12 protein-coding genes and 1 tRNA gene are annotated in these 20,886 nt (G+C 71.4%); 10 read left to right on the plus strand and 3 right to left on the minus strand.

Features of this window, described 5'->3' with window-relative positions; genetic code table 11:
- The first annotated feature begins 119 nt into the window (after positions 1–119).
- Together MYK68_RS07530 and acpS are read left to right on the plus strand one after the other, a co-directional pair.
- Positions 120–9,329 (plus strand): type I polyketide synthase, encoded by a 9,210-nt coding sequence (locus MYK68_RS07530; protein WP_247867244.1) that lies wholly within the window; start codon positions 120–122, stop codon positions 9,327–9,329.
- Positions 9,326–9,721: a holo-ACP synthase AcpS gene (acpS, locus tag MYK68_RS07535; protein ID WP_247867245.1), complete on the plus strand. Its 396-nt coding sequence runs from the start codon at positions 9,326–9,328 to the stop codon at positions 9,719–9,721. Before MYK68_RS07530 ends, acpS begins: the two co-directional genes overlap by 4 nt.
- 16 nt (positions 9,722–9,737) lie before the next feature.
- On the opposite strand, the gene MYK68_RS07540 is transcribed toward acpS, so the two are convergent.
- Entirely contained in the window at positions 9,738–10,367 is a 630-nt protein-coding gene (locus MYK68_RS07540; protein ID WP_247867246.1) for a TetR/AcrR family transcriptional regulator, read from the minus strand.
- Between the two features lie 26 nt (positions 10,368–10,393).
- Positions 10,394–10,867, minus strand: coding sequence for a thioredoxin-dependent thiol peroxidase (gene bcp, locus MYK68_RS07545; protein ID WP_247867247.1), 474 nt, complete (start codon positions 10,865–10,867; stop codon positions 10,394–10,396).
- Between the two features lie 230 nt (positions 10,868–11,097).
- Between bcp and MYK68_RS07550 the strand changes: the two genes are divergently transcribed.
- Positions 11,098–11,322, plus strand: coding sequence for a DUF3618 domain-containing protein (locus MYK68_RS07550; RefSeq protein WP_247867248.1), 225 nt, complete (start codon positions 11,098–11,100; stop codon positions 11,320–11,322).
- Positions 11,323–11,416: 94 nt separating this feature from the next.
- A tRNA-Lys gene (locus MYK68_RS07555) sits at positions 11,417–11,492 on the plus strand.
- Positions 11,493–11,673: 181 nt separating this feature from the next.
- On the opposite strand, the gene MYK68_RS07560 is transcribed toward MYK68_RS07555, so the two are convergent.
- The gene (locus tag MYK68_RS07560; protein ID WP_247867249.1) at positions 11,674–12,369 is read right to left on the minus strand and encodes an alpha/beta hydrolase; all 696 of its coding nucleotides are present in this window, start codon (positions 12,367–12,369) and stop codon (positions 11,674–11,676) included.
- Positions 12,370–12,543: 174 nt separating this feature from the next.
- Between MYK68_RS07560 and MYK68_RS07565 the strand changes: the two genes are divergently transcribed.
- From MYK68_RS07565 to MYK68_RS07590, 6 genes are all read left to right on the plus strand, one after another.
- A complete protein-coding gene (locus MYK68_RS07565; RefSeq protein WP_283255301.1) occupies positions 12,544–12,789 on the plus strand; it encodes a cupin domain-containing protein in 246 nt (81 codons plus the stop codon).
- On the plus strand, positions 12,723–13,319 hold the full coding sequence (locus MYK68_RS20775; protein ID WP_283255285.1) for an AraC family transcriptional regulator: 597 nt from the start codon (positions 12,723–12,725) through the stop codon (positions 13,317–13,319). Before MYK68_RS07565 ends, MYK68_RS20775 begins: the two co-directional genes overlap by 67 nt.
- 384 nt (positions 13,320–13,703) lie before the next feature.
- Positions 13,704–13,883: a hypothetical protein gene (locus MYK68_RS07575; RefSeq protein ID WP_247867250.1), complete on the plus strand. Its 180-nt coding sequence runs from the start codon at positions 13,704–13,706 to the stop codon at positions 13,881–13,883.
- Between the two features lie 635 nt (positions 13,884–14,518).
- Positions 14,519–18,439, plus strand: coding sequence for a non-ribosomal peptide synthetase (locus tag MYK68_RS07580; RefSeq protein WP_247867251.1), 3,921 nt, complete (start codon positions 14,519–14,521; stop codon positions 18,437–18,439).
- On the plus strand, positions 18,432–19,655 hold the full coding sequence (locus MYK68_RS07585; RefSeq protein WP_247867252.1) for an alpha/beta hydrolase: 1,224 nt from the start codon (positions 18,432–18,434) through the stop codon (positions 19,653–19,655). The genes MYK68_RS07580 and MYK68_RS07585 overlap by 8 nt, the downstream gene beginning before the upstream one ends.
- A gap of 57 nt (positions 19,656–19,712) precedes the next feature.
- Positions 19,713–20,882, plus strand: coding sequence for a YncE family protein (locus MYK68_RS07590; protein WP_247867253.1), 1,170 nt, complete (start codon positions 19,713–19,715; stop codon positions 20,880–20,882).
- Positions 20,883–20,886 lie beyond the last annotated feature (4 nt).

Consider the following 20,886-nt stretch of genomic DNA (forward strand, 5'->3'; position numbering starts at 1 on the left):
TGGGTATACTGCGAGGTCGCGGTCAAACATGAGGAAAGCCTCACATTTGCGTGTCATGATGGGGCGGTCGACGACGACCCACGCCGACCGCCTACGACCGCTCATTTTCAGGAGAGCCTGTGACCCTCGACCAGTTCCGTTCCCGTCAGCGCCACGAACGCCCCGCCGCACCGGAACCGAGCCTGCTCGATCGTCTCGCCGCCGGTGAGGCCTACGCCGTCAGCTTCGGTGGACAGGGCGGCGCCTGGCTGCCGACGTTCACCGAAGCGGTGATCGACGCCGATCTGGAAGCGCCGATGGCGGAGGTCCTGGAGTCGGTGCGCGCGATGCTCGCGCCGGTCGCCGAGGACCTGGCGCGTGCGGGCACGCTGCCGTTCACCCCGCTCACCTGGATGCACGACCTCGACGAGGACCGCCCGGTGCCCAGCGATGCCGACCTCGCCGAGGTCACCGTGTCGCTGCCGGGTGTGCTCCTGAGCCAGCTCGCGGTGATCGCCTCGGTCACCAAGCAGGGCCTGGACACGGCGGTGGTCCCGCCGATCGCCGTCGTCGGACACTCGCAGGGCGTTCTGGCCACCGAGGCGCTGCCGGCCGGCGATCAGCAGCGCGACGCCGACGACGCGCAGCTCCTGGTGCTGGCCCAGTTGATCGGTGCGGCCGCCGCGCTCACCGCGCGCCGCCGCGGTCTGACCGGCACCGCCGACTCCTCGCCGATGCTCTCCGTCTCGCAGGTCGCTCCGCAGGACATCGAGGTGCTGCTGGCGCAGTACGTGACGGCACTGCCCGCCGATCAGCGGATCGGTGCGCCGGCCGTCGCCGTGCACAACGGCCGTCGCGCCGTCGTCATCTCCGGCGCCCCCCGTCACCTGGCCGCGTTCGCGATCCTGTGCGAGGAGAAGGCCGCGGTCGCGGCCGACGAGCACAAGCGGAAGCTGACCGGCGGCAGCCCCTTCGCACCCGTCTTCGAGAACGTCATGACGACCGTGCCGTTCCACCACCCCGACATGGCCCCGGCGATCGCCCTGGTGACCGACTGGGCGCAGCGCTGCGGCCTCGACCCGGCGCTCGCGCACCGCTACGCCTCCGCGATCCTGGTGGAGCCCGTCGACTGGGTCTCGCAGGTCGGCGAGGTCGTGGCCAGCGGCGCACGCTGGCTGCTCGACTTCGGGCCGTCAGACCTGGCCACCCGCCTGGCGTCGTCGCTGGTCCGCGGGCAGGGCGTCGGCGCCGTGCCGGTCGCCACCCGCGGCGGACAGCGCAACCTCTTCGTCCCGGGCAACGTCCCGGAGGTGTCGGCACCGTGGGCGCTCTACGCGCCGCGTCTGGCCGAGCTGCCGGACGGCCGCGTCGTCGTCGACACCCCGTTCACCCGGCTGACCGGACGGTCGCCGATGATGCTCGCCGGCATGACCCCGACCACGGTCGACCCGGCCATCGTGGCCGCCGCGGCCAACGCCGGTCACTGGTCGGAGCTGGCCGGTGGCGGCCAGGTGACCGAGGCGATCTTCGCCGAGAACGTCGAGCGACTCACCGCGCTCCTCGAGCCGGGCCGCGAGGTGCAGTTCAACTCGCTGTTCCTCGATCCCTACCTCTGGAAGCTGCAGCTCGGCGGCAAGCGGCTGGTGCAGAAGGCACGCGCCGCCGGCGCCCCGATCGACGGCGTGATCATCACCGCGGGCATCCCCGAGCTGGAGGAGGCCGTCGACCTGGTCCACGAGCTCAACGAGGCGCAGCTGCACTACGTGGCGTTCAAGCCCGGCACCGTCGACCAGATCCGCTCGGTGATCCGGATCGCCACCGAGGTGCCGGAGTTCCCGGTGATCGTGCAGATCGAGGGCGGCCGCGCCGGTGGACACCATTCGTGGGAAGACCTGGACGACCTGCTGCTGTCGACCTACGGCGCGCTGCGTGACCGACCCAACGTGGTGCTCTGCGTCGGTGGCGGCATCGGCACGCCCGAGCGCGCCGCGGACTACCTGACCGGCGAGTGGGCCGCCCGCCACGGCTACCCGCTGATGCCGCTGGACGGCATCCTGATCGGCACCGCCGCGATGGCCACCCTGGAGGCCACCACCGCACCCGAGGTGAAGCAGCTGCTGGTCGAGACCGCCGGCTGCGAGGACTGGATCGGCGCCGGTCACAGCGAGGCCGGCATGGCTTCCGGGCGCAGCCAGCTCGGCGCCGACATCCACGAGATCGACAACACCGCCTCCCGCTGCGGCCGCCTCCTCGACGACGTCGCCGGTGATGCCGAGGCCGTCGCCGAGCGTCGCGACGAGATCATCGCCGCGATGGCCGGCACCGCCAAGCCGTACTTCGGCGATGTCGACACCATGACCTACCGGCAGTGGCTCACCCGCTACGCCGACCTCTCGGTGGGACCGGCCGACGCCGACCCGCTGCCCTGGGCGGACATCACCTGGGCGCAACGCTTCACCGACATGTGCCGCCGCACCGAGGCCCGGATGAACGACCTCGACTCGGGAACCTTCGTCTCGCTGTTCGACGGCGACGTCGACAGCCCGCACGCCGCGATCCTCGCGCTGGCGGCCGCCTACCCAGCGATCGACGACGACATCCTGCACCCGGCCGACGTCGCCTTCTTCCTGGAGCTGTGCCGGACCCCGGGCAAGCCCGTCAACTTCGTGCCGGTGATCGACAAGGACGTCCGGCGCTGGTGGCGCAGCGACTCGCTGTGGCAGGCGCACGACGCCCGCTACCGCGCCGACGAGGTCTGCATCATCCCGGGACCGGTCGCCGTCGCCGGCATCACCGAAGCGAACGAGCCGGTCGGGGATCTGCTGAACCGCTTCGAGGCGCACACCGTCGACCAGCTCAAGCAGGCCGGCGAGCACGTCTGGCCGGCCGACGCCCGCCGTCGCACCGGGACCGTGCCGTCGGCCGGAGCGATCACCGTGCTGCTGGAGTCGGTCGACGTCTCCTGGGCTGGGCGCATCGTCGCCAACCCGATCGCGCTGCTCGGCGACCTCGACGCCTGGGAGGTGTACGACGGCCAGGTGGCCGATCACGGGCCCACCGGCGCACGACTGACCCGGCTGTCCGACGAGGGCGCACTGCCCGCGTCGTTCGAGCTGGCCGTGCCGGTGTCCGGCACGCACGTCCGTATTCCGCTGGCCGTGGACGCCTCGGTGCTCGACGGCGGCGTGCCGCGCGTCGGCGTCGACGAGGCCGCCACCGCCATGCGCGAGCTGCTGACCGTCGCCGCCGGTGGTTCGCTGGCCGCGATCGACGCGGGCGCCGCCACCGTCACGGTCGCCTGGCAGGCCGACTCGGTCGCCGATCACAGCGGTGTCACCGCGGCCACGCTGCCGCGCAACCTGACTCCCGTCACGCCGGCCATGCCGCTCGGCTTCGCCGTGCCGGACACCCTGGTCACCACGTGCTGGCCCGCCGTGTTCAGCGTCATCGGCGCCGCGACCACCGACGCCGGACTCCCGGTGGTGGAGGGTCTCCTCGACCTGGTCCACCTGGATCATGCGATCGAGCTGACCGGCGACATCCCGGCGTCGGACACCGAGCTGACCGTGACCGCGCGACTCGGCGGGGTCTACGACAGCGCCGTCGGCCGCGTCGTCGAAGTGACCGCCACCGTGGAGCAGGCCGACGGCGCACCGGTCGCGACCCTGCACGAGCGCTTCGCCATCCGCGGCCGTTCCGGTGACGCCGACCTGGCCGATCCGCTGCGCGCCGGCGGCGCGCCGGACGACGAGCGCACCGGAACCCGCAAGCACGTCCGGACCGCGACCGTCACGGCGCCGGAGCACATGGGCGGCTTCGCCGTCGTCTCCGGCGACCGCAACCCGATCCACGTCGATGCGCTGGCCGCGAAGCTGGCCGGCCTCGGCGACCCGATCGTGCACGGCATGTGGCTGTCGGCCGCCGCGCAGCAGGTGGTGACCGCCGCCGACCGGGACAACCCGGTGCCCAGCGCCCGCGCGATCCGCGGCTGGACCGCCCGCTTCCTCGGCATGGTCCGCCTCGGTGACGAGATCACCATCCGCGTCGACCGGGTCGGCATGGACGCCGGACGCGACGTGATCGAGGTGACCGCCAAGGTCGGCGACGACCTGGTGATGGCCGCGACCGCGCTGCTCGACGCCCCGCGCACCGTGTACGCCTTCCCCGGCCAGGGCATCCAGAGCAAGGGGATGGGCCTCGAGGCGCGCTCGCGGAGCAAGGCCGCCCGCGCCGTGTGGGATCGCGCCGACGCGCACACCCGCGAGGCTCTCGGCTTCTCGATCCTGGCGGTGGTCCGCGACAACCCGACCACCCTGATCGCGAACGGCGAGACCTACCACCACCCCGACGGCGTGCTGTTCCTGACCCAGTTCACACAGGTCGCGATGGCGACGCTGGGTGTCGCGCAGGTCGCCGAACTGCGTGAGGCCGGTGGCTTCGTCGAGGGTGCCATCACCTGCGGCCACTCGGTCGGTGAGTACAACGCCCTCGCCGCGTGCGCCGGGGTGCTGCCGCTGGAGGCCGTCCTGGAGGTCGTGTTCCAGCGTGGCTCGGCGATGCACCACCTGGTGCCGCGTGACGAGAAGGGTCGCAGCGACTACCGCATGGCCGCGATCCGGCCGAGCCAGTTCGGGCTCGCCGACGCCGACGTGACCGGTTTCGTCGCCGAGATCGCCGACCAGGCCGGGGAGTACCTCGAGGTGGTGAACCTGAACCTCCTCGGTTCCCAGTACGCCATCGCGGGCACCGTCCGCGGGCTGGAGGCGCTGGAGACCGAGATCGTGCGCCGGGTCGCCGAATTCGGTGGCAAGCGCGCCTTCATCCTGGTGCCGGGCATCGACGTGCCCTTCCACTCGACGGTGCTGCGCGCCGGGGTGCCGGAGTTCCGCGGCAAGCTCGATGAGCTGCTGCCCGCCGACATCGACCCGGACATCCTGGTCGGCCGCTACATCCCGAACCTGGTTCCGCGCCTGTTCAATCTGGAGCGCGAGTTCGTCCAGGAGATCGCCGATCTGGTGCCCTCCGAGCCGCTGGACGCGGTGCTGGCGGACTGGGACTCGTGGTCCTCGCGCCCGGGTGACCTGACCCGCGTGATGCTGATCGAGCTGCTGGCCTGGCAGTTCGCCAGTCCGGTGCGCTGGATCGAGACGCAGGATCTGCTGTTCTCGCCGCCGGAGGCCGGCGGTCTGGGGACCCAGCGTTTCGTGGAGGTCGGCGTCAAGACCGCGCCGACCATCACCGGCCTGGCCCGCAACACCCTGAAGCTGCCGCAGTACGCGGCATCGACGGCCGAACTCCTCAACGCCGAGGCCGACGCGCTGCTGCTCACCGGGCAGGACCAGGGCGCCGAGCCCGAGCCCGACGTCGCCGACGAGGCCCCGGCCGCCGAGGCCGCTCCCGCGGCATCGGCTCCGGCCGCGGCGCCCGCCGCAGCCGCCCCGGCCGCGGCCGCCGGTCCGCGCCCCGCCGACATCGCGTTCGGTCCGTCCGACGCGGTCCGGTCGGTGATCGCCCTGTGGACCAAGATGCGGCCGGACCAGATCGGTGCCGTCGACACCATCGAGGCACTGTGCGACGGCGTGTCGTCGCGCCGCAACCAGCTCCTGCTCGACGTCGGCGCCGAACTCGGGCTCGGCGCGATCGACGGCGCTGCCGAGGCGGACATGACCGCTCTCGCCACCACCGTCGACTCGCTGGCCCGCGGCTACCGGCCGCTCGGCGACGTGCTCACCGACGCGGTCGGCGATCAGTTCCGCAAGATCGCCGGTCCGCTGGGCAAGCGCCAGTCGTACGTGACCGACCGGGTCACCGGTGCCTGGCAGCTCGGATCGGGCTGGGCCCTGCACACCCTCGTCGCGCTGGCGCTGGGCACCCGCGAGGGCGCCTCGGTGCGCGGCGGTGACCTCGGTGACCTGCTCGACGGTCCGGTCGCCAACGCCGAGGCCCTCGACGCGGTGATCGACCGCGCCGTCCGCGGTGTCGGTGCGGCCCGCGGGATCGCGGTGGAGTTGCCGGTGGCCGCCGGCGGTGGCGGTGCCACCGTCGACGCCGCCGCCCTCGGCGAGTTCGCCGACCAGATCACCGGCCCGGACGGCGTGCTGGCCGCGACCGCGCAGACCATCCTGGCCAAGCTCGGTCTCACCGACACCTCGTCGGCCCCGGAGGCCGATCCGGAGGCCGGCGCGCTGGCCGACCGGGTCAGTGCCGAACTGGGCGCCGACTGGGCGCGCACCGTGGCACCGGTGTTCGACGAAGAACGTGCCGTGCTGATCGATGATCGCTGGGCGTCGGCCCGCGAGGATCTGGCGCTGCTGTGGCTCACCGACGCCGAGGAGCTTTCGGCCGAGGCGGCCCGCTTCACCGCGGCCGGGGAGACCGTCGCCGCACACGCGCGGTGGTGGGAGAACCGGGCCGCGGTCGAGGGCCGGCCGGCCCACGCGGAGCTGTACGCCGCGATCGCCGACGCCGCCGTCAGCGCGGAACCCGGCGCGTTCGCCGGCGACATCGCGGTGGTGACCGGTGCGTCGGCGGGCTCGATCGCCGCGGCCGTGGCCGGTGAACTGCTGGCCGGCGGCGCCACCGTCGTCGCGACCACGTCGCGGCTGAACTCCGAGCGCCTGGCGTTCTACAAGAAGCTGTACCGCGACCACGCCCGGACCGGCGCGGCGCTCTGGGTGCTGCCGGCCAACATGGCGTCGTACACCGACGTCGACGCCCTGACCGAGTGGCTCGGCTCCGAGCAGACGGAGAACCTCGGTGCGAGCACCGCCGTCGTGAAGCCGGCGATGCGGCCCACGCTGCTGTTCCCGTTCGCCGCGCCGCGCGTCGCCGGTGACCTCACCGACGCCGGTGCGCGCGCCGAGCTGGAGATGAAGGTGCTGCTGTGGTCGGTCGAACGGCTGATCGCCGGGCTGTCCGAGATCGGCGCCGACCACGACATCGCCGGGCGGCTGCACGTGGTGCTGCCGGGCTCGCCCAACCGCGGCATGTTCGGCGGCGACGGCGCCTACGGCGAGAGCAAGGCCGCGCTCGACGCGCTGGTCAAGCGCTGGAGCGCCGAGGACTCGTGGAGCGGTCGCACCAGCCTGGCGCACGTCCTGATCGGCTGGGTGCGCGGCACCGGGCTGATGGGCGGCAACGACGTGCTGGTCGAGGCCGTCGAGAAGGCCGGTGTGCGCACCTGGAGCACACAGGAGATGGCCGAGCAGCTGATCGGGCTGTGCAGCGCCGAGCAGCGTGCGGCCGCGCGGATCGCCCCGGTGGAGGCCGACTTCACCGGCGGCCTCGGTGAGGCCACCCTCGACATGAAGGCCCTCGCCGAGGAGGCCCAGCAGGCCGCGGCCGCCGCCACGGCCGACGACGCCGTCGAGGACGGCGTCGAGGTCGCCGCGCTGCCCGCACCGGCCCGCGCGGCCACCGGACACCGGATCGACTGGCCCGAGCTGAACGCCCGGCCGGAGGATCTGGTCGTGATCGTGGGCGCCGGCGAGGTCGGCCCGTACGGCTCGGCCCGCACCCGCTTCGAGATGGAGGTGGACGAGAAGCTCTCCGCCGCAGGCGTGCTGGAGCTCGCCTGGACGACCGGCCTGATCCAGTGGGACACCGCGCCGAAGCCGGGCTGGTACGACGTCGAGACCGGTGACCCGGTCGCCGAGTCGGACATCGCCGAGCGCTATCACGACGCGGTTCTGGAGCGCTGCGGCATCCGCCGCTACGCCGATGAGGGCGCGATGACCGACAACACCGCACCGCTGCTGGAGTCGGTGTTCCTGGACGAGGACCTGAGCTTCTCGGTGCCGTCGGAGGCGCAGGCCCGCGCGTTCGCCGCCGCCGATCCCGAGCGCACCCGGGTGACGCCGAACGAGGCCACCGGCGACTGGACCGTCACCAGGCTGGCCGGGACCGAGATCCGGGTGCCGCGCCGCTTCGCCCTGTCACGGACCGTCGGCGGGCAGATCCCGACCGGCTTCGACCCGGTCCGGTGGGGCGTCTCGCCCGACATGGCCGAGTCGGTGGACCGGGTGGCCCTGTGGAACCTGGTCGCCACCGTCGACGCGTTCCTGACCGCCGGCTTCAGCCCGGCCGAACTGATGCGCTGGGTGCACCCGGGACTGGTGGCCAACACGCAGGGCACCGGCATGGGTGGCATGACCTCGATGCGCTCGCTGTACGTCGACACCCTGCTGGGTGAGGCCAAGGCGAACGACATCCTGCAGGAAGCACTGCCGAACGTGGTCGCGGCGCACGTCGTGCAGTCGTACATCGGCTCGTACGGCGCGATGATCCACCCCGTCGCGGCCTGTGCGACGGCGGCGGTCTCGGTCGAGGAGGGCGTCGACAAGATCCGTCTGGGCAAGGCGCTGTTCGCCGTCGCCGGCGGCTTCGACGACCTCGGCATCGAGGGGATCGTGGGCTTCGGCGACATGTCGGCCACCGCGGACTCGGCCAAGATGGCGGCCAAGGGGATCGACGAGCGCCGCTTCTCCCGCGCCAACGACCGGCGCCGCGGCGGCTTCGTCGAATCGGCGGGCGGCGGCACGGTGCTGCTGGCCCGCGGGGACGTGGCCGCGCAGATGGGCCTGCCCGTCCTGGGCGTGGTCGCCTGGGCGCAGAGCTTCGGTGACGGCGTGCACACCTCGATTCCGGCTCCGGGTCTCGGTGCGCTCGGCGCGGCTCGCGGGGCGGGCAGCTCGCCGCTGGCGAACTCACTCGCCACTCTGGGCGTCTCGGCCGACGACGTGGCCGTCGTGTCCAAGCACGACACCTCGACCCGCGCCAACGATCCGAACGAGTCCGAGCTGCACGAGCGGCTCGCGTCGGCGATCGGGCGCAGCGACGGTGCGCCGCTGTTCGTGGTGTCGCAGAAGTCGCTCACCGGTCACGCCAAGGGCGGTGCCGCCGCCTTCCAGCTGATCGGTCTGTGCCAGGTGCTCCGCGACGGGGTGATCCCGCCGAACCGCAGCCTCGACTGCGTCGACGAGAAGATGGCCGAGTATCCGCACCTGGTGTGGGCACGCGAGCCGCTGCGACTGGGGGAGCGCTTCCCGCTCAAGGCGGGCGTGCTGACCAGCCTCGGGTTCGGTCACGTGTCCGGTCTCGTCGCCGTCGTCCATCCGGAGGCCTTCCTGGCCACGCTGCCGGCGGCGGAGCGCGAGGAGTACCGGGCGCGGGCCGCCGAGCGGCTCCGCGAAGGACAGCAGCGGTTGCTGTCGGCGATGTGCGGCGTCGAACCGGCCTATCGCAGGCCGCCGAACAGGCGGTTCGACGAGGCGGTCGACGAGCACGACGCCGAGGCCGCGCTGCTGCTCGATCCGCAGGTCCGTCTCGACGCGGAGGGCGAGTACAAGTGAGCGTGATCGGAGTCGGACTGGACATCGTCGATGTCACGGAGTTCGCCGCGCTGCTGGATCAGGCGGGATCGACCATGCAGATGGGTTTCCGGGTCTCCGAGCGCCGCGACGCGGCGTCCCGGACCGGTGATCCGGCACGGCACCTCGCGGTCCGCTGGGCCGCTCGGGAAGCGGTGATCAAGGCGTGGTCGTCGAGCAGGTTCGCGCAGGCCCCGGTGCTGCCGGAGACCGCGGTGAACGATATCGAGGTCATCACCGACAACTGGGGACGCCCGCACGTCCGCCTGCACGGTGATCTGGCGAAGTACCTCGCGGGGGTGAAGATTCACATCTCGCTGACGCACGACGGCTCGACGGCCGCCGCCGTGGCGATCCTGGAGGACGTGGACTGACCGTCCGTGCGCATGCTCAGCCGGCGCCCGCTGTCTCCTCGAGCAGCAGGTAGCCGGCGAGCATGCGTTTGAGCTCGTGCACGGTCTGGTCGTGGTCGTGCCCGTCTTGCACGGAGAAGCTCAGCAGTGAGTAGGCGGTGTGCACCAGCACCTGGGCCATCATCTCCCGGCGGGACCGCTGACTGGGCGTCAGCGGCGCGAGCAGGCGGGCCACCTGGGTGGCCAGCAGTCGCTCGTTGAGCGAGGCGGTGGCACGGGTGGCGGGCGTCGACTGCACGGCCAGCCAGACCGCGCGGCGGGACGGATCGGTGCGCCACAGGGCGGCCAGGTGGTCGAGGAACTTCTCCAGCAGCGCGGGCCATTCCAGCGAGGGAATCTCCTCGGAGAACGCGGTCAGTTCGTCGCGCACCGAGGTGGTGTCGACGCGATCCAGCTCGCAGACGATCACATACTTGTTCGCGAAGTACTGGTAGAGCGTGCCGATCGGGACGTCCGCCCGCTGGGCGATCTGCTCGCAGGTCAGTGAGTCGAAGCCGACGTCGATCAGCACCTCCCGGGCCGCGGTGAGGATGTCGGTGAATTTGCGGCGGCTGCGTTCCTGTGTGGGCCGCTTGCGCGGCACCAGCGGCTCGGTGAGGTCGGGCACGGTGGCGGGTCGTGACTCGGCGGCCGCTACAGCGACAGGTCCCGGCGCAGCTTGGCGACGTGCCCGGTGGCCCGCACGTTGTATTGTGCGGCGGCGATGTGGCCGGTCTCGTCGATCAGGAAGGTGGACCGGATGACGCCGGTCACCACCTTGCCGTAGAGCTTCTTCTCGCCGAACGCGCCGTAGGCGGTCAGCACCGTCTTGTCCGGGTCGGACAGGAGTGGGAAGTTGAGGTCATCGCGGGCGGCGAACTTGGCGAGCTTCTCCGGCTTGTCGGGGGAGATACCGATCACGGCGACGCCCTCGCCGTTCAGCTCCGCGAGGTTGTCGCGGAAGTCGCACGCCTGCTTGGTGCAACCCGGCGTCATTGCGGCGGGGTAGAAATAGACGATCACCTTCCGGCCGGCGTACTCGGCGAGGGAGACCGGATCGCCGTTCGCGTCGGGGAGCGAGAACGGGGGAGCGATGTCACCGGGTACCAGGCGTCCGTCTACAGGCATGACCTCACCCTAGCTGGGCCGCTCCCCGGGCGTAACGGCCGAGCCGGGCGAAGTGGGCCACGCCCCGGCGGCGGAGACCGGGGCGAGGTCGGTGCCGTCGTCCACGCCCGGCGTCCCTGCAGCGGCCGCGCTGGGTACTCTCGACACATCGCGGGTTCGCAGCCCGCGAGCGACACCGATGCAGTGATCCCGTCATGAGCGGGTGAACGACACCAACCGTGGAGGACCGCGTGGCCGACGACACCGACAAGATCGAGCAGCAGATCGCGCAAGCGCGCGAGGAACTGGCGACAACCCTGGATCAGCTCGCCGAGCGGGCGAATCCGCAGCACCTGGCCAACGATGCCAAGACCAAGGTACTTGCCTTCCTGAACCGGCCCCCGGTGAAGTTCGGTCTGATCGGTGCTGGCGGCCTGATGGTGGTCCTGGTGGTCCGCAAGGTCGTCAGGAACTGACCCCGCCGGTCGCTTGCGGAGGCGAAAAATGGCGTTGACCAGCCGATTTTTATCTCGGCGGTACGCCTGTTAATGTTTCTTCTCGCAAGGCCAAGCGCCATTAGCTCAATTGGCAGAGCAGCTGACTCTTAATCAGCGGGTTCGGGGTTCGAGTCCCTGATGGCGCACCAGGAACCGCCCCTCACCGGCCAGAACGGTGAGGGGCGGTTCTTCGCATCCCTGGGTACTCCACTGGAAGCCCGCCGGAATCGGGTCGCTCGACCTGCGAGCGTGGACGGGATGGGTACGGTACGAGACGCCGGACCTTCGGGCCCCCGGGTGAGCGGGAAGGTCGCGACCGGGGATGCCGGTTCAGCCGGCCGTGTCAGTTACGGCGCGCTCGATCAGATCGACGACCTCGACGGGGTGTGAGGCGAGCGAGGCGTGACTCGAGTCCAGTTCGATGGTGCCGCGCGGGGACAGGCGCCGGGCCATACGCCGCTGATTGTCTGGATGGATCATGTGGTCGGCGGTGGACACCTGGTACCAGCTCGGCTTGTGGCGCCAGGCCGGATCGGTGATCGGGTCGCCGAACGTCGAAGCGAGCGGCGCTTTCTGTGTCACCGCCATGACGAGCACGTCGTTCGCGGAGAGATCCTGAGCGAAGCTCTCGCCGAACTCGGTGTGCTTGATCCACAGGTAGCCGTCCGAGTCGGGCACCAGGGAGGCCGCGCCCGCAGGCGGGTTCTCCTGGGTGATGGCGCCGGGGCTCTCGCCGGCGTCGGGCGCGAAAGCCGCGACATAGACCAATGCCCGCACGTTCGGGAGGTTTCCGGCCTCGGTGATGACCGCGCCGCCGTATGAATGGCCGACGAGGACCACCGGACCACTGATCTGCGCCACCATCGTGCGCGTGCGCTCGGCGTCGTCCCGAAGCGATGTCAGGGGATTCTCCACGGCGCGGATCTCCGAGTAGCCCCGCCGGTGGAGTTCGATGATCACATTCGCCCAGTGCGCTGCACCGCCCCAGAACCCGTGGACGAGGACGATGGTCGGCTGGTCTGCCATGGCTGATCCCTTCACATGTCGATAGCTATGCTGTCGTCAGCCAGCGTAGAAGGATGAAAGGCTAAAAAAGTGGCCGAATCGACGAGTTTCTTTGCAGATCCTCCAGGCCCAGATCCGGACGCGCTTTCTGAGCTGCTTCAGTCCGTCCGTCTGCGAGGAGCACGTGCGGCCAGCATGTCGGCTGCCCACAGCTTCACCGAGCGGGTGCGCGGTCGGCGCATGATGTACCTGGCGACGACCCCCGGAGTCGCGGTGACGGCACAGTCTCGACGTATTGATCTCGCTTCGGGAGACCTCGTACTCCTCGGACGCGGTGACGATCACGAACTGTGGGGGACGGGGGAAACGAATGGTTGTGCGGAGAATTCGATACCGACAGCGCTGCCGCGGACGGTGTCCTTTCCGTCCTGCCCGCCGTGATCCATTGCGAGGCGAGTGCGCCGGGTTCGGCGTGGCTTCCGCTGAGCATCGAGTTGCTGCTCGTCGAGACTCGGGGCCTGCGGCCCGGCCGCCACGTGATGGCGTCACGGATCCTCGACCTGCTGTTCATTCATGCGCTGCGGCAGTGGGCGGCGACCACCGACATCGCGGTGCCTGGATGGCTGACCGCGGCGATGGACCCGAACATCGGCGCCGCACTCACCGCTATCCACCGAGATCCGAGCGCTCCGTGGTCGGTGGATTCACTCGCGCAGACAGCCTTGCTGTCACGGTCGGCGTTCGCGGAGAGCTTCACCCGGCTCCTCGGCGTTGCGCCGGCGGCGTACGTTGCGCAGTGCCGACTCGACCGGGCTGCGGAACTGCTTCTCGACACCCACCTGTCGATCGCAGGGATCGGGCGGTCTGTCGGATACGCATCGGAATCGGGCTTCAGCCGAGCGTTCTCTCGCAGGTTCGGACGTCCACCGAGGACGTGGCGCAGCGAATCGAGGAGCGCTCGTCGTGTATGACACCGAGGAGGGGCGGCTCGCCGTCGGGAGCGACTCTTGCACGCGGGGCGGGTCAAGCCGGAGACGTCGACCTTGCGTGGCACCGCCGACGTGATGGTCATCCGGCGGCTGTATATCTGGTTGGGCGGGTTGTCGACGCAGGTCTCAGTCGGCGGACGCCCGAGATCGCCGCTGACCGGTCCATGGCCGGTTGGCGCGGGGCGGTACCGGTGACGGATCCGTTGTGATCGAGGGAGGTTGCTCGTGGGTATGGCGCTCTGGTTCCGGACCAGGCGGATGAGGGATCCGGTCCGGGGACGGTTCAGGGTCGACGTCTGCGCCCCGCCGGGGATCGGAGGCGGTGAGATCGCGTCGTTTTCGTACTCGGCGTATGTCCTGGGTGTCGTGTCTGGGCCGGGAATCGCGGCGACGAAGGTCAAGCACAGCTGCCAGGTGCGGGTGAAGAGGTATCCGAACAGTGGTCAGGTCGTGCCGGTGATCGTCGACCGGGCCGATCCGACCAGACTGGCGATCGTGTGGAAAGAGGTTCCGGTGCGTCCTCGGGTGTTCGGCGAGTACTCCTGACCGGCGAATCGTTCGCCGCGGCGCCGGACCGCGCCGGTCGATCGAGCCCGGGCTCATCGGGTTGACGGCGTTCACATCCGCTCGTGGCGTGTTGCTGTCACCGCAATGCATGACGAGGGGCGACGAGCACACCATTCCGGGCGCCAACGGACAGATCGCGGTCCAGTTGGCCCGCGATCTCGCACGGCACCACTCCGCCGATCTCCGCTCGATCAGTCGCACCCCGACAAAGGTACCGACGACGACTTCGGTCAGACCTGGCGCCTGCCGGTCGATGTCCACCGTCTCACCTACACGCAGTTCGTGCAGCTCGCCGTGGAGACCCTCGGCGCTGGCGACGGATACACCGTTGCGCCCGGTTGGCTGCTGACCGCCGCCGGTGTGGTCCACCCGGAGCTGCGCGCGATCGGTGAACTCCTTCCGCGCTATGCGCACGACCACAACTCGACGCCGCTACGTTCAACGCGCGCCTCCCGGACTTCGCGGTCACCGGCTTCGTGGAGGGCTGAGCCTGATTCGCGCCGTAGCCGAGGAAGGACCGAGCCGCTAAGGGCATCCTGTGTTTGGGTACCCTAATCAGCGAAGTTCCGCTCGGCCGTCGTCGCCCGTTCCGCACCGGAGGATTGTGTACTCGCATGTCTGCTGAACCGATAGTCCTGACCGCGCACGACACGCCGCTCGGCGCGGGGACGCTGACCGACGCGCAGACCGCGCTCTGGTTCGGGCAGCAGCAGGTGCCCGGATCGGTCGCCTACCAGTGCGCCGAGCGGATCGATATCGCCGGTGAGCTGGACCCCGCGCTGTTCGCGGAGGTCCTCGCGGGGTGCCTCGCACGGATACCGGCGCTGCAGGCGCGGTACGCGGTCGGCGGCGACGGCCGGCCGGCGGCGGAGCCGGTCACCCGCGCCCACGACCTGCCGTTGATCGACGTCAGCGGCGAGGGCGACCCCGACGCCGCGTGCGATCGGGAGATCGCCGCCTTCATGGACCTGCCGCCCGCGGGCGACGGCTCGGCGGTGATCGCCGATGACTGGCTCAGCGGCCAGGTGCTGATCCGGCTGTCGCCCACCCGCCATGTCTGGGCCCAGCGGATCCACCACCTCTGCGTCGACGGCTACTCGTTCGCGGCGCTGCTGCGCTGGGTCGCCGCGTCGTACACGTCCGCCGCGGCCGGCGAGGGCTCGCCGGTCGATCCGCCGTTCGTGCCCGCGGACACCGGTACGACGGCCGATGCCGCGGCGGACGCCGCGTTCTGGCACGACTACTGCGCCGGTGCGGCCCGGCCGCCGAGCCTGACCGACCTGCCACCCGCCGTCGCCCACGACCGTCCGCATCGCACCTCCCGCCGGCTGGGGCCGCGGTCGGTGAACGGCCGTCACGGCTGGACCGAGACCACCCTCGCCGCCGTCGCGATGTACACCGCGACGCTGTCGGCCGATCCGAACGTGGTCCTCGGCATGCCGTGGGCGGCACGGCGTCTCGGTGCGCCGCCGACCATGGAGCCGACCGTCAACATCTTGCCGCTGCGGCTGACCGTGTCACCGCTGCCGACGGTCGGGGAGTTCCTCGACGCCGTCACCGCCGAGATCGGCGTCGTGCGCCCGCACGCGGGCTACCGGGCCGAGCAGCTGCGGCGCGACCTCGGGGCGGTCGGCACCGACGCGGTGGTCTACGGGCCGGTGGTGAACGTCAAGTTCTTCACGCCCGAGCTCGCCTTCGGCGGCGCGACCGGCCGCGTCGGCAACATCGCGATGGGACCGGTCGACGATCTCACCTTCACCGCCTCGCCCCAGCCGGACGGCGGCGTGGTGCTCGAGGTGGAGGCCAATCCGGCGCGGTACACGGCGCAGACGGCGGCGCGCCACGCCGATCGCGTCGCCGCCCTGATGGATCACCTCACCACGGCGGATCCGCGGACCCGGCTGGGCTCGCTGCCGGTCGCCGACGCCGACGACGTGACCGCGCAGATCGTCACCTACAACCAGACCGGTCACCCCGTCGAGGACGCGACCCTGGCCGGACTGCTCGCCGACGCGGGGCGGCAGCACTCCAGCCGCACCGCCCTGGTGTGGACGGCCGCCGGTGGCGAGCAGCGGACGCTGACGTACGCGCAGCTGCGTGCCGCCGTCGACGATCTCGCCGCGATGCTCATCGATCTCGGTGCCGGGCCCGACGCGGTGGTGGCGCTGCGGATGGATCGCTGCCCGGAGATGGTGATCGCGATCCACGCGGTGATCGCGGCCGGCGCCGCCTATCTGCCGATCGACCCGGAGACCCCGGACGCGCGCATCGCATCGATCCTGTCCGACGCCCGGCCGGTCGCCGAACTCTCCGCGGCGGACCCCGGTCACGCCGACTGGCGTCACGACGGCCTCGCGCTCACCGTCAGCGCGCGAGACGGCGCCCGCAGCGGTGCGCCGGGTAGCGCCCCGGGCGGCCGCAACGCCGCGTACCTCATCTTCACCTCCGGCTCCACCGGCACCCCCAAGGGCACCATCATCGAGCACGCGAGCATCGTCAACCGGCTGCGGTGGATGGACGACGTCTTCGCGCTGACCACGCACGACCGGGTGCTGCAGAAGACGCCGTACTCCTTCGACGTGTCGGTCTGGGAGTTCTTCTGGCCGCTGATCGCCGGTGCCGCGCTGGTCGTCGCACCGGCGGGTGCGCACCGCGACTCGGCCGCGCTGGCGGCCGAGATCACCCGGCACGGCGTCACCGTCTGCCACTTCGTGCCGTCGGCCCTGGCCGCGTTCCTGCACGAGCCCGCGGCCGCCGCCACCGACTCGCTGCGGCTCGTCGTCTGCTCGGGGGAGGCCCTGGCACCGGAGACGCTGACCGCCGCCGGCCGCATCCTGCCGCGCAGCGCCGCCACCGGCGTCAACATCGTCGCCAACCTCTACGGGCCTACCGAGGCCGCGGTCGACATCACCTGGTGGCGGCCGGGGCCGGACTGGGACGGCGCGAGCGTGCCGATCGGCCTGCCCGTCTACAACAGCGCGGTCTACGTGCTCGACGACGCCCTGCGCCCGCTGCCGATCGGCAGCGTCGGCGAGCTGTATCTGGCCGGTGTCCAGCTGGCCCGCGGGTATCTGAAACGCAGCGGGCTGACCGCGACGCGCTTCGTCGCCGATCCGTTCGCGCCGGGTGAGCGCATGTACGCGACCGGCGATCTGGCCCGCCGCGAGGCGGACGGTGCCATCACCTACATCGGCCGCGTCGACGATCAGGTGAAGATCCGCGGCCGGCGCATCGAACTGGGCGAGGTCGGCGCGGCGCTGAGCGACGCGGCCGGCGTCGCGCACGGCATCGCGATCGCCCGCGGCAGCGGGTCGTCGGCGACGCTGCTGGGTTACGTGGTGCCCGAACCGGGGACCACGGTCGACCTGTTCGAGCTGCGGGCCGTGCTGTCGCGGCGGCTGCCGTCGTACATGGTCCCCGACGCGCTCGTGGTGATCGACGAGATCCCGATGACCCGCAACGGCAAACTCGATCGCAAGCGGCTGCCCGATCCGGTGCTCGGCGGCGCTGAGATCGCGCCGCCGGAGTCTCCGCTGGAGATCGCCCTGGCCGCGGTCTTCGCCGAGGTCCTCGAGCGCGACGCGGTGTCGGTGACCGACAGCTTCTTCGACCTGGGCGGCAACTCGCTGTCGGCCGCACGACTGGCCGCCCGCATCCGGGAGGTGACCGGGCGCGATGCGGCCGTCGCCGACCTGTTCGCCGCCCCGTCGGTCACCGCCCTCGCGCGGCGCCTCGACGGAGGCGACGGCGCCGATCCCTTCGGGCGGCTCCTCACCCTGCGCGCCGCCGACCCGGGCAGCGGGCGCGCGCCGCTGTTCTGCGTCCACCCGGCCGGCGGCCTGGGCTGGTGCTACGCCGGGCTGCTCGGCGCCCTCGACCGATCGATCGGCGTCTACGCCCTCCAGGCGGACGGTCTGCGTGGTGAGCCGCTGCCGGTCAGCCTCGCCGAGGTCGCGCGAACCTATCTGGACGCGATCGAGGAGGCGGTGCCCGACGGGCCGATCCAGCTGCTCGGCTGGTCGGTCGGCGGCGTCATCGCCCACGAGATGGCGGTCGCCGCCGCGGCGCGCGGCCGCGCGGTGACCGGGCTGTACCTGATGGACGCCTACCCGAGCGAGCAGTGGGCCGCCCAGCCGCCGCCGTCGGACGCCGAGGTGCGGCGCGCCTTCCTCATCATGGCCGGTGTCGAGAAGGAGGCCATCGACTCCGACGCCGACCTGCTCGACGCACTCCGCGGGGAACACACCGCGTTCGGGGCGCTGACCGCCGCGCAGGTGCGGGCGATCGCCGACGTCGTGGCGCATTTCGCGAGCCTCATGCGCGAGCACACCACCGGCGAGTTCGGTGGGGACGCGACGCTGTTCCGGGCCACCGAGGGGGCCGAGGACTTCCTCGACCCGCAGGGCTGGTCCGCCCATGTCGGCGGCACCCTGACCCGCCACGACCTCGCGACGACACATCCCGGGATGGTCCGCCAGCCCGCGCTGGGGAGCATCGCCGCGGCGATCGACGGCAGCGGGGTGACGCATGTCTGACACCGACCTGCGGCGGCCCGGACCGGAAGAACCCGGACCTGAAGAACTCCGGGCGCTGGTGCTGCACCCGTCGGCCGCCCTCCCGCACGACGTGCTCGTCGGCGCCGCGACCCCGGTGATCACCGATCACCCCGGCGACCCGGACCGCCAGCGCATCCTCTTCCTCTGGCAGCCGACCGGCGGCGACCCGGATCCGGCCGGGGTGTACGTCTGGGTCAACCGGCTCACCGACAAGAATCACGCCGACGCCGGCCTGATGCGCCGCAAGCCGGGGACGCGGCTGTGGTTCACCGAGATCACGGCCCCGCGCGGCGCGATGGCCGGGTACCGGATCTATCCGTTCGCCGCGGATTCGCCGGGCGTCGTCGACGGGCGGATCGTGTACTCGCGCGAGGTGGTGCGGGGCGCGCGGATCGACACCCGGAACACCGAGTTCCGCGCCGGCTCGCCGTTCGGTTCGGTGCTGCGGTGCGCCGGCGCGCCCCCTCTCGGCGACTGGGTCGATCCGGTCGCGGCGCCGGGCGTCACCGAGACCCTGACGCTGACCGCCGACGGCCGGGTGCTCCGCTGCCCGTTGAGCGTTCCCGGCCGCCCGGCCGACGGCGCCCCCGTCGACCTGCTCGTGGTGTTCGACGCGGAGAAGTGGTTCGGCCGCTACCGGCTGCCCGCGGTGCTCGCCCGCGCCGCGAGCGCCGGCCGGGTGGCGCGCCGGTTCGCGGTGGTCGGCATCGAGTCGCCCGCGGCACCGGGCGACCGGCTCGCGGTGCTGGGCGGCAACCGTGCCGTCCTCGACGCCGTGGCCACCGAGCTGATACCGCGGGTGCGCGGCCAGCTGCCGGGACCGCCGTCGCGCGTGATCGTCGCGGGGCAGAGTCTCGGCGGCCTCGCGGCGCTCAGTCTCGCGGCCTGGCATCCGGGCGTCGTCGACGAGGTGCTGGCCTACTCGCCGTCGGTGTGGTGCCGGCCGGGTCTGACCGCCCGCCCGGCGCAGGTCCACGACCGGCAGGAATGGATTCACGACCAGCTCCGCGCCGCCACCGGCCGGTTGCCGCGGCTGCGACTGGCGGTGGGGGAGTTCGAGGAGGAACTCGAGCCCACGGTGCGTGCGGCGGCGGACACGGCGGTGGCGCACGGCTTCGCGACGGAACTGCGGACCTACCCGGGTGGTCACGACGACTGCTGGTGGGCGGCGTATCTGCTCGACGATCTGATGTGACCTGACCGACACCTTCCGATTTGTCCGCTCCGCGGACCTGCAAGTTAGGATTGCCTAATGAAATACTCAGGTACTCGTGCTCGCTCCCGCGCCGTTCGCCGCGGGCTCGCCCCCGCCGTCGTCGTCGGCACCGCTCTCGCCGTAGGTCTCGCGGCCGCCCCGCCGGCGTTCGCCGCCCCGGCCCGGTCGGGTCTGCCCGCCGGCTGGACGGTGACGCAGTCGACCATTCCGGCCGGGGTGACCGACGGCGCCCAGCTCGCCATCGACTCCGGGCGCCGGCTGGTCTACATCGCCGACGGCGACGACTACAAGTACAAGGAGCCGACGACCGGTCAGGTCCTGACCTACCCGCACCCGCTCGACCCGAAGGTCTCGGTGGTGAACGTCGACAGCCGCAAGGTGGTGCGCGGGATCAGCTACGCCAAGCTGCCCACCGCTCCCTACCGGCTCGGCCCGGCCGTGATCCAGATGCAGCAGATCCCGACCGGTCTGGCGGTGGACACCACGCGCGGCCTGGTGATGACCACCAACTCGGAGACCTCGGCGTCGACCATCGTGAATCAGGCCGCGCGGGTCGCCACGCCCCGTGACATGGTCTCCGCGAAGCTCGCGCATCCGATGGGCATCGCCGCCGACAGCGCGACCGGGCAGGCCTACATCGCCAACGTGGGTCTCGACTCGGTGGCCGTGATCGACAGCAAGACCCGCAAGCAGAAGGGCTCCATCACCGGCCTGTTCCGGCCGTCGATGCTCGCCGTCGACTCCGCCCGCCACCGCCTGTACATCGGCAACGCCGACACGCAGACCAAGAAGCGCAACTTCCTGACCGTGGTCGACACCACCACCAACCGGGTGATCACCAAGATCCCGACCGCGCCGAACTCCCGCCCGACCGTCGATCCGGCGACCGGCAACGTGTACGCGGTCAGTTTCCAGACCGGCGAGATCGCGGTGATCGACGGCGGCAGCTACGCGGTCACCACGCGCATCGCGACCAAGACCTCGCCGAACAACCTGGCGATCGACGCGCAGCGCCGGATCGGCTACACCTCGAATCTGTTCCGCAAGTCGATCACCGTCATCGACCTGACCAAGAACACGGTCATCGGCACCATCCCCACCAAGGCGGCGACCCACACGATCGCCGTCGACCAGCGCACCGGCACCGCGTTCGCGTCGCAGTTCCAGAGCCCGAACTTGACGGTGGTCCGTGCCGCGCGTAAGTGATCTG

Origin of the sequence: Gordonia sp. PP30, assembly GCF_023100845.1 — a bacterium.
Classification (GTDB): Bacteria; Actinomycetota; Actinomycetes; order Mycobacteriales; family Mycobacteriaceae; genus Gordonia.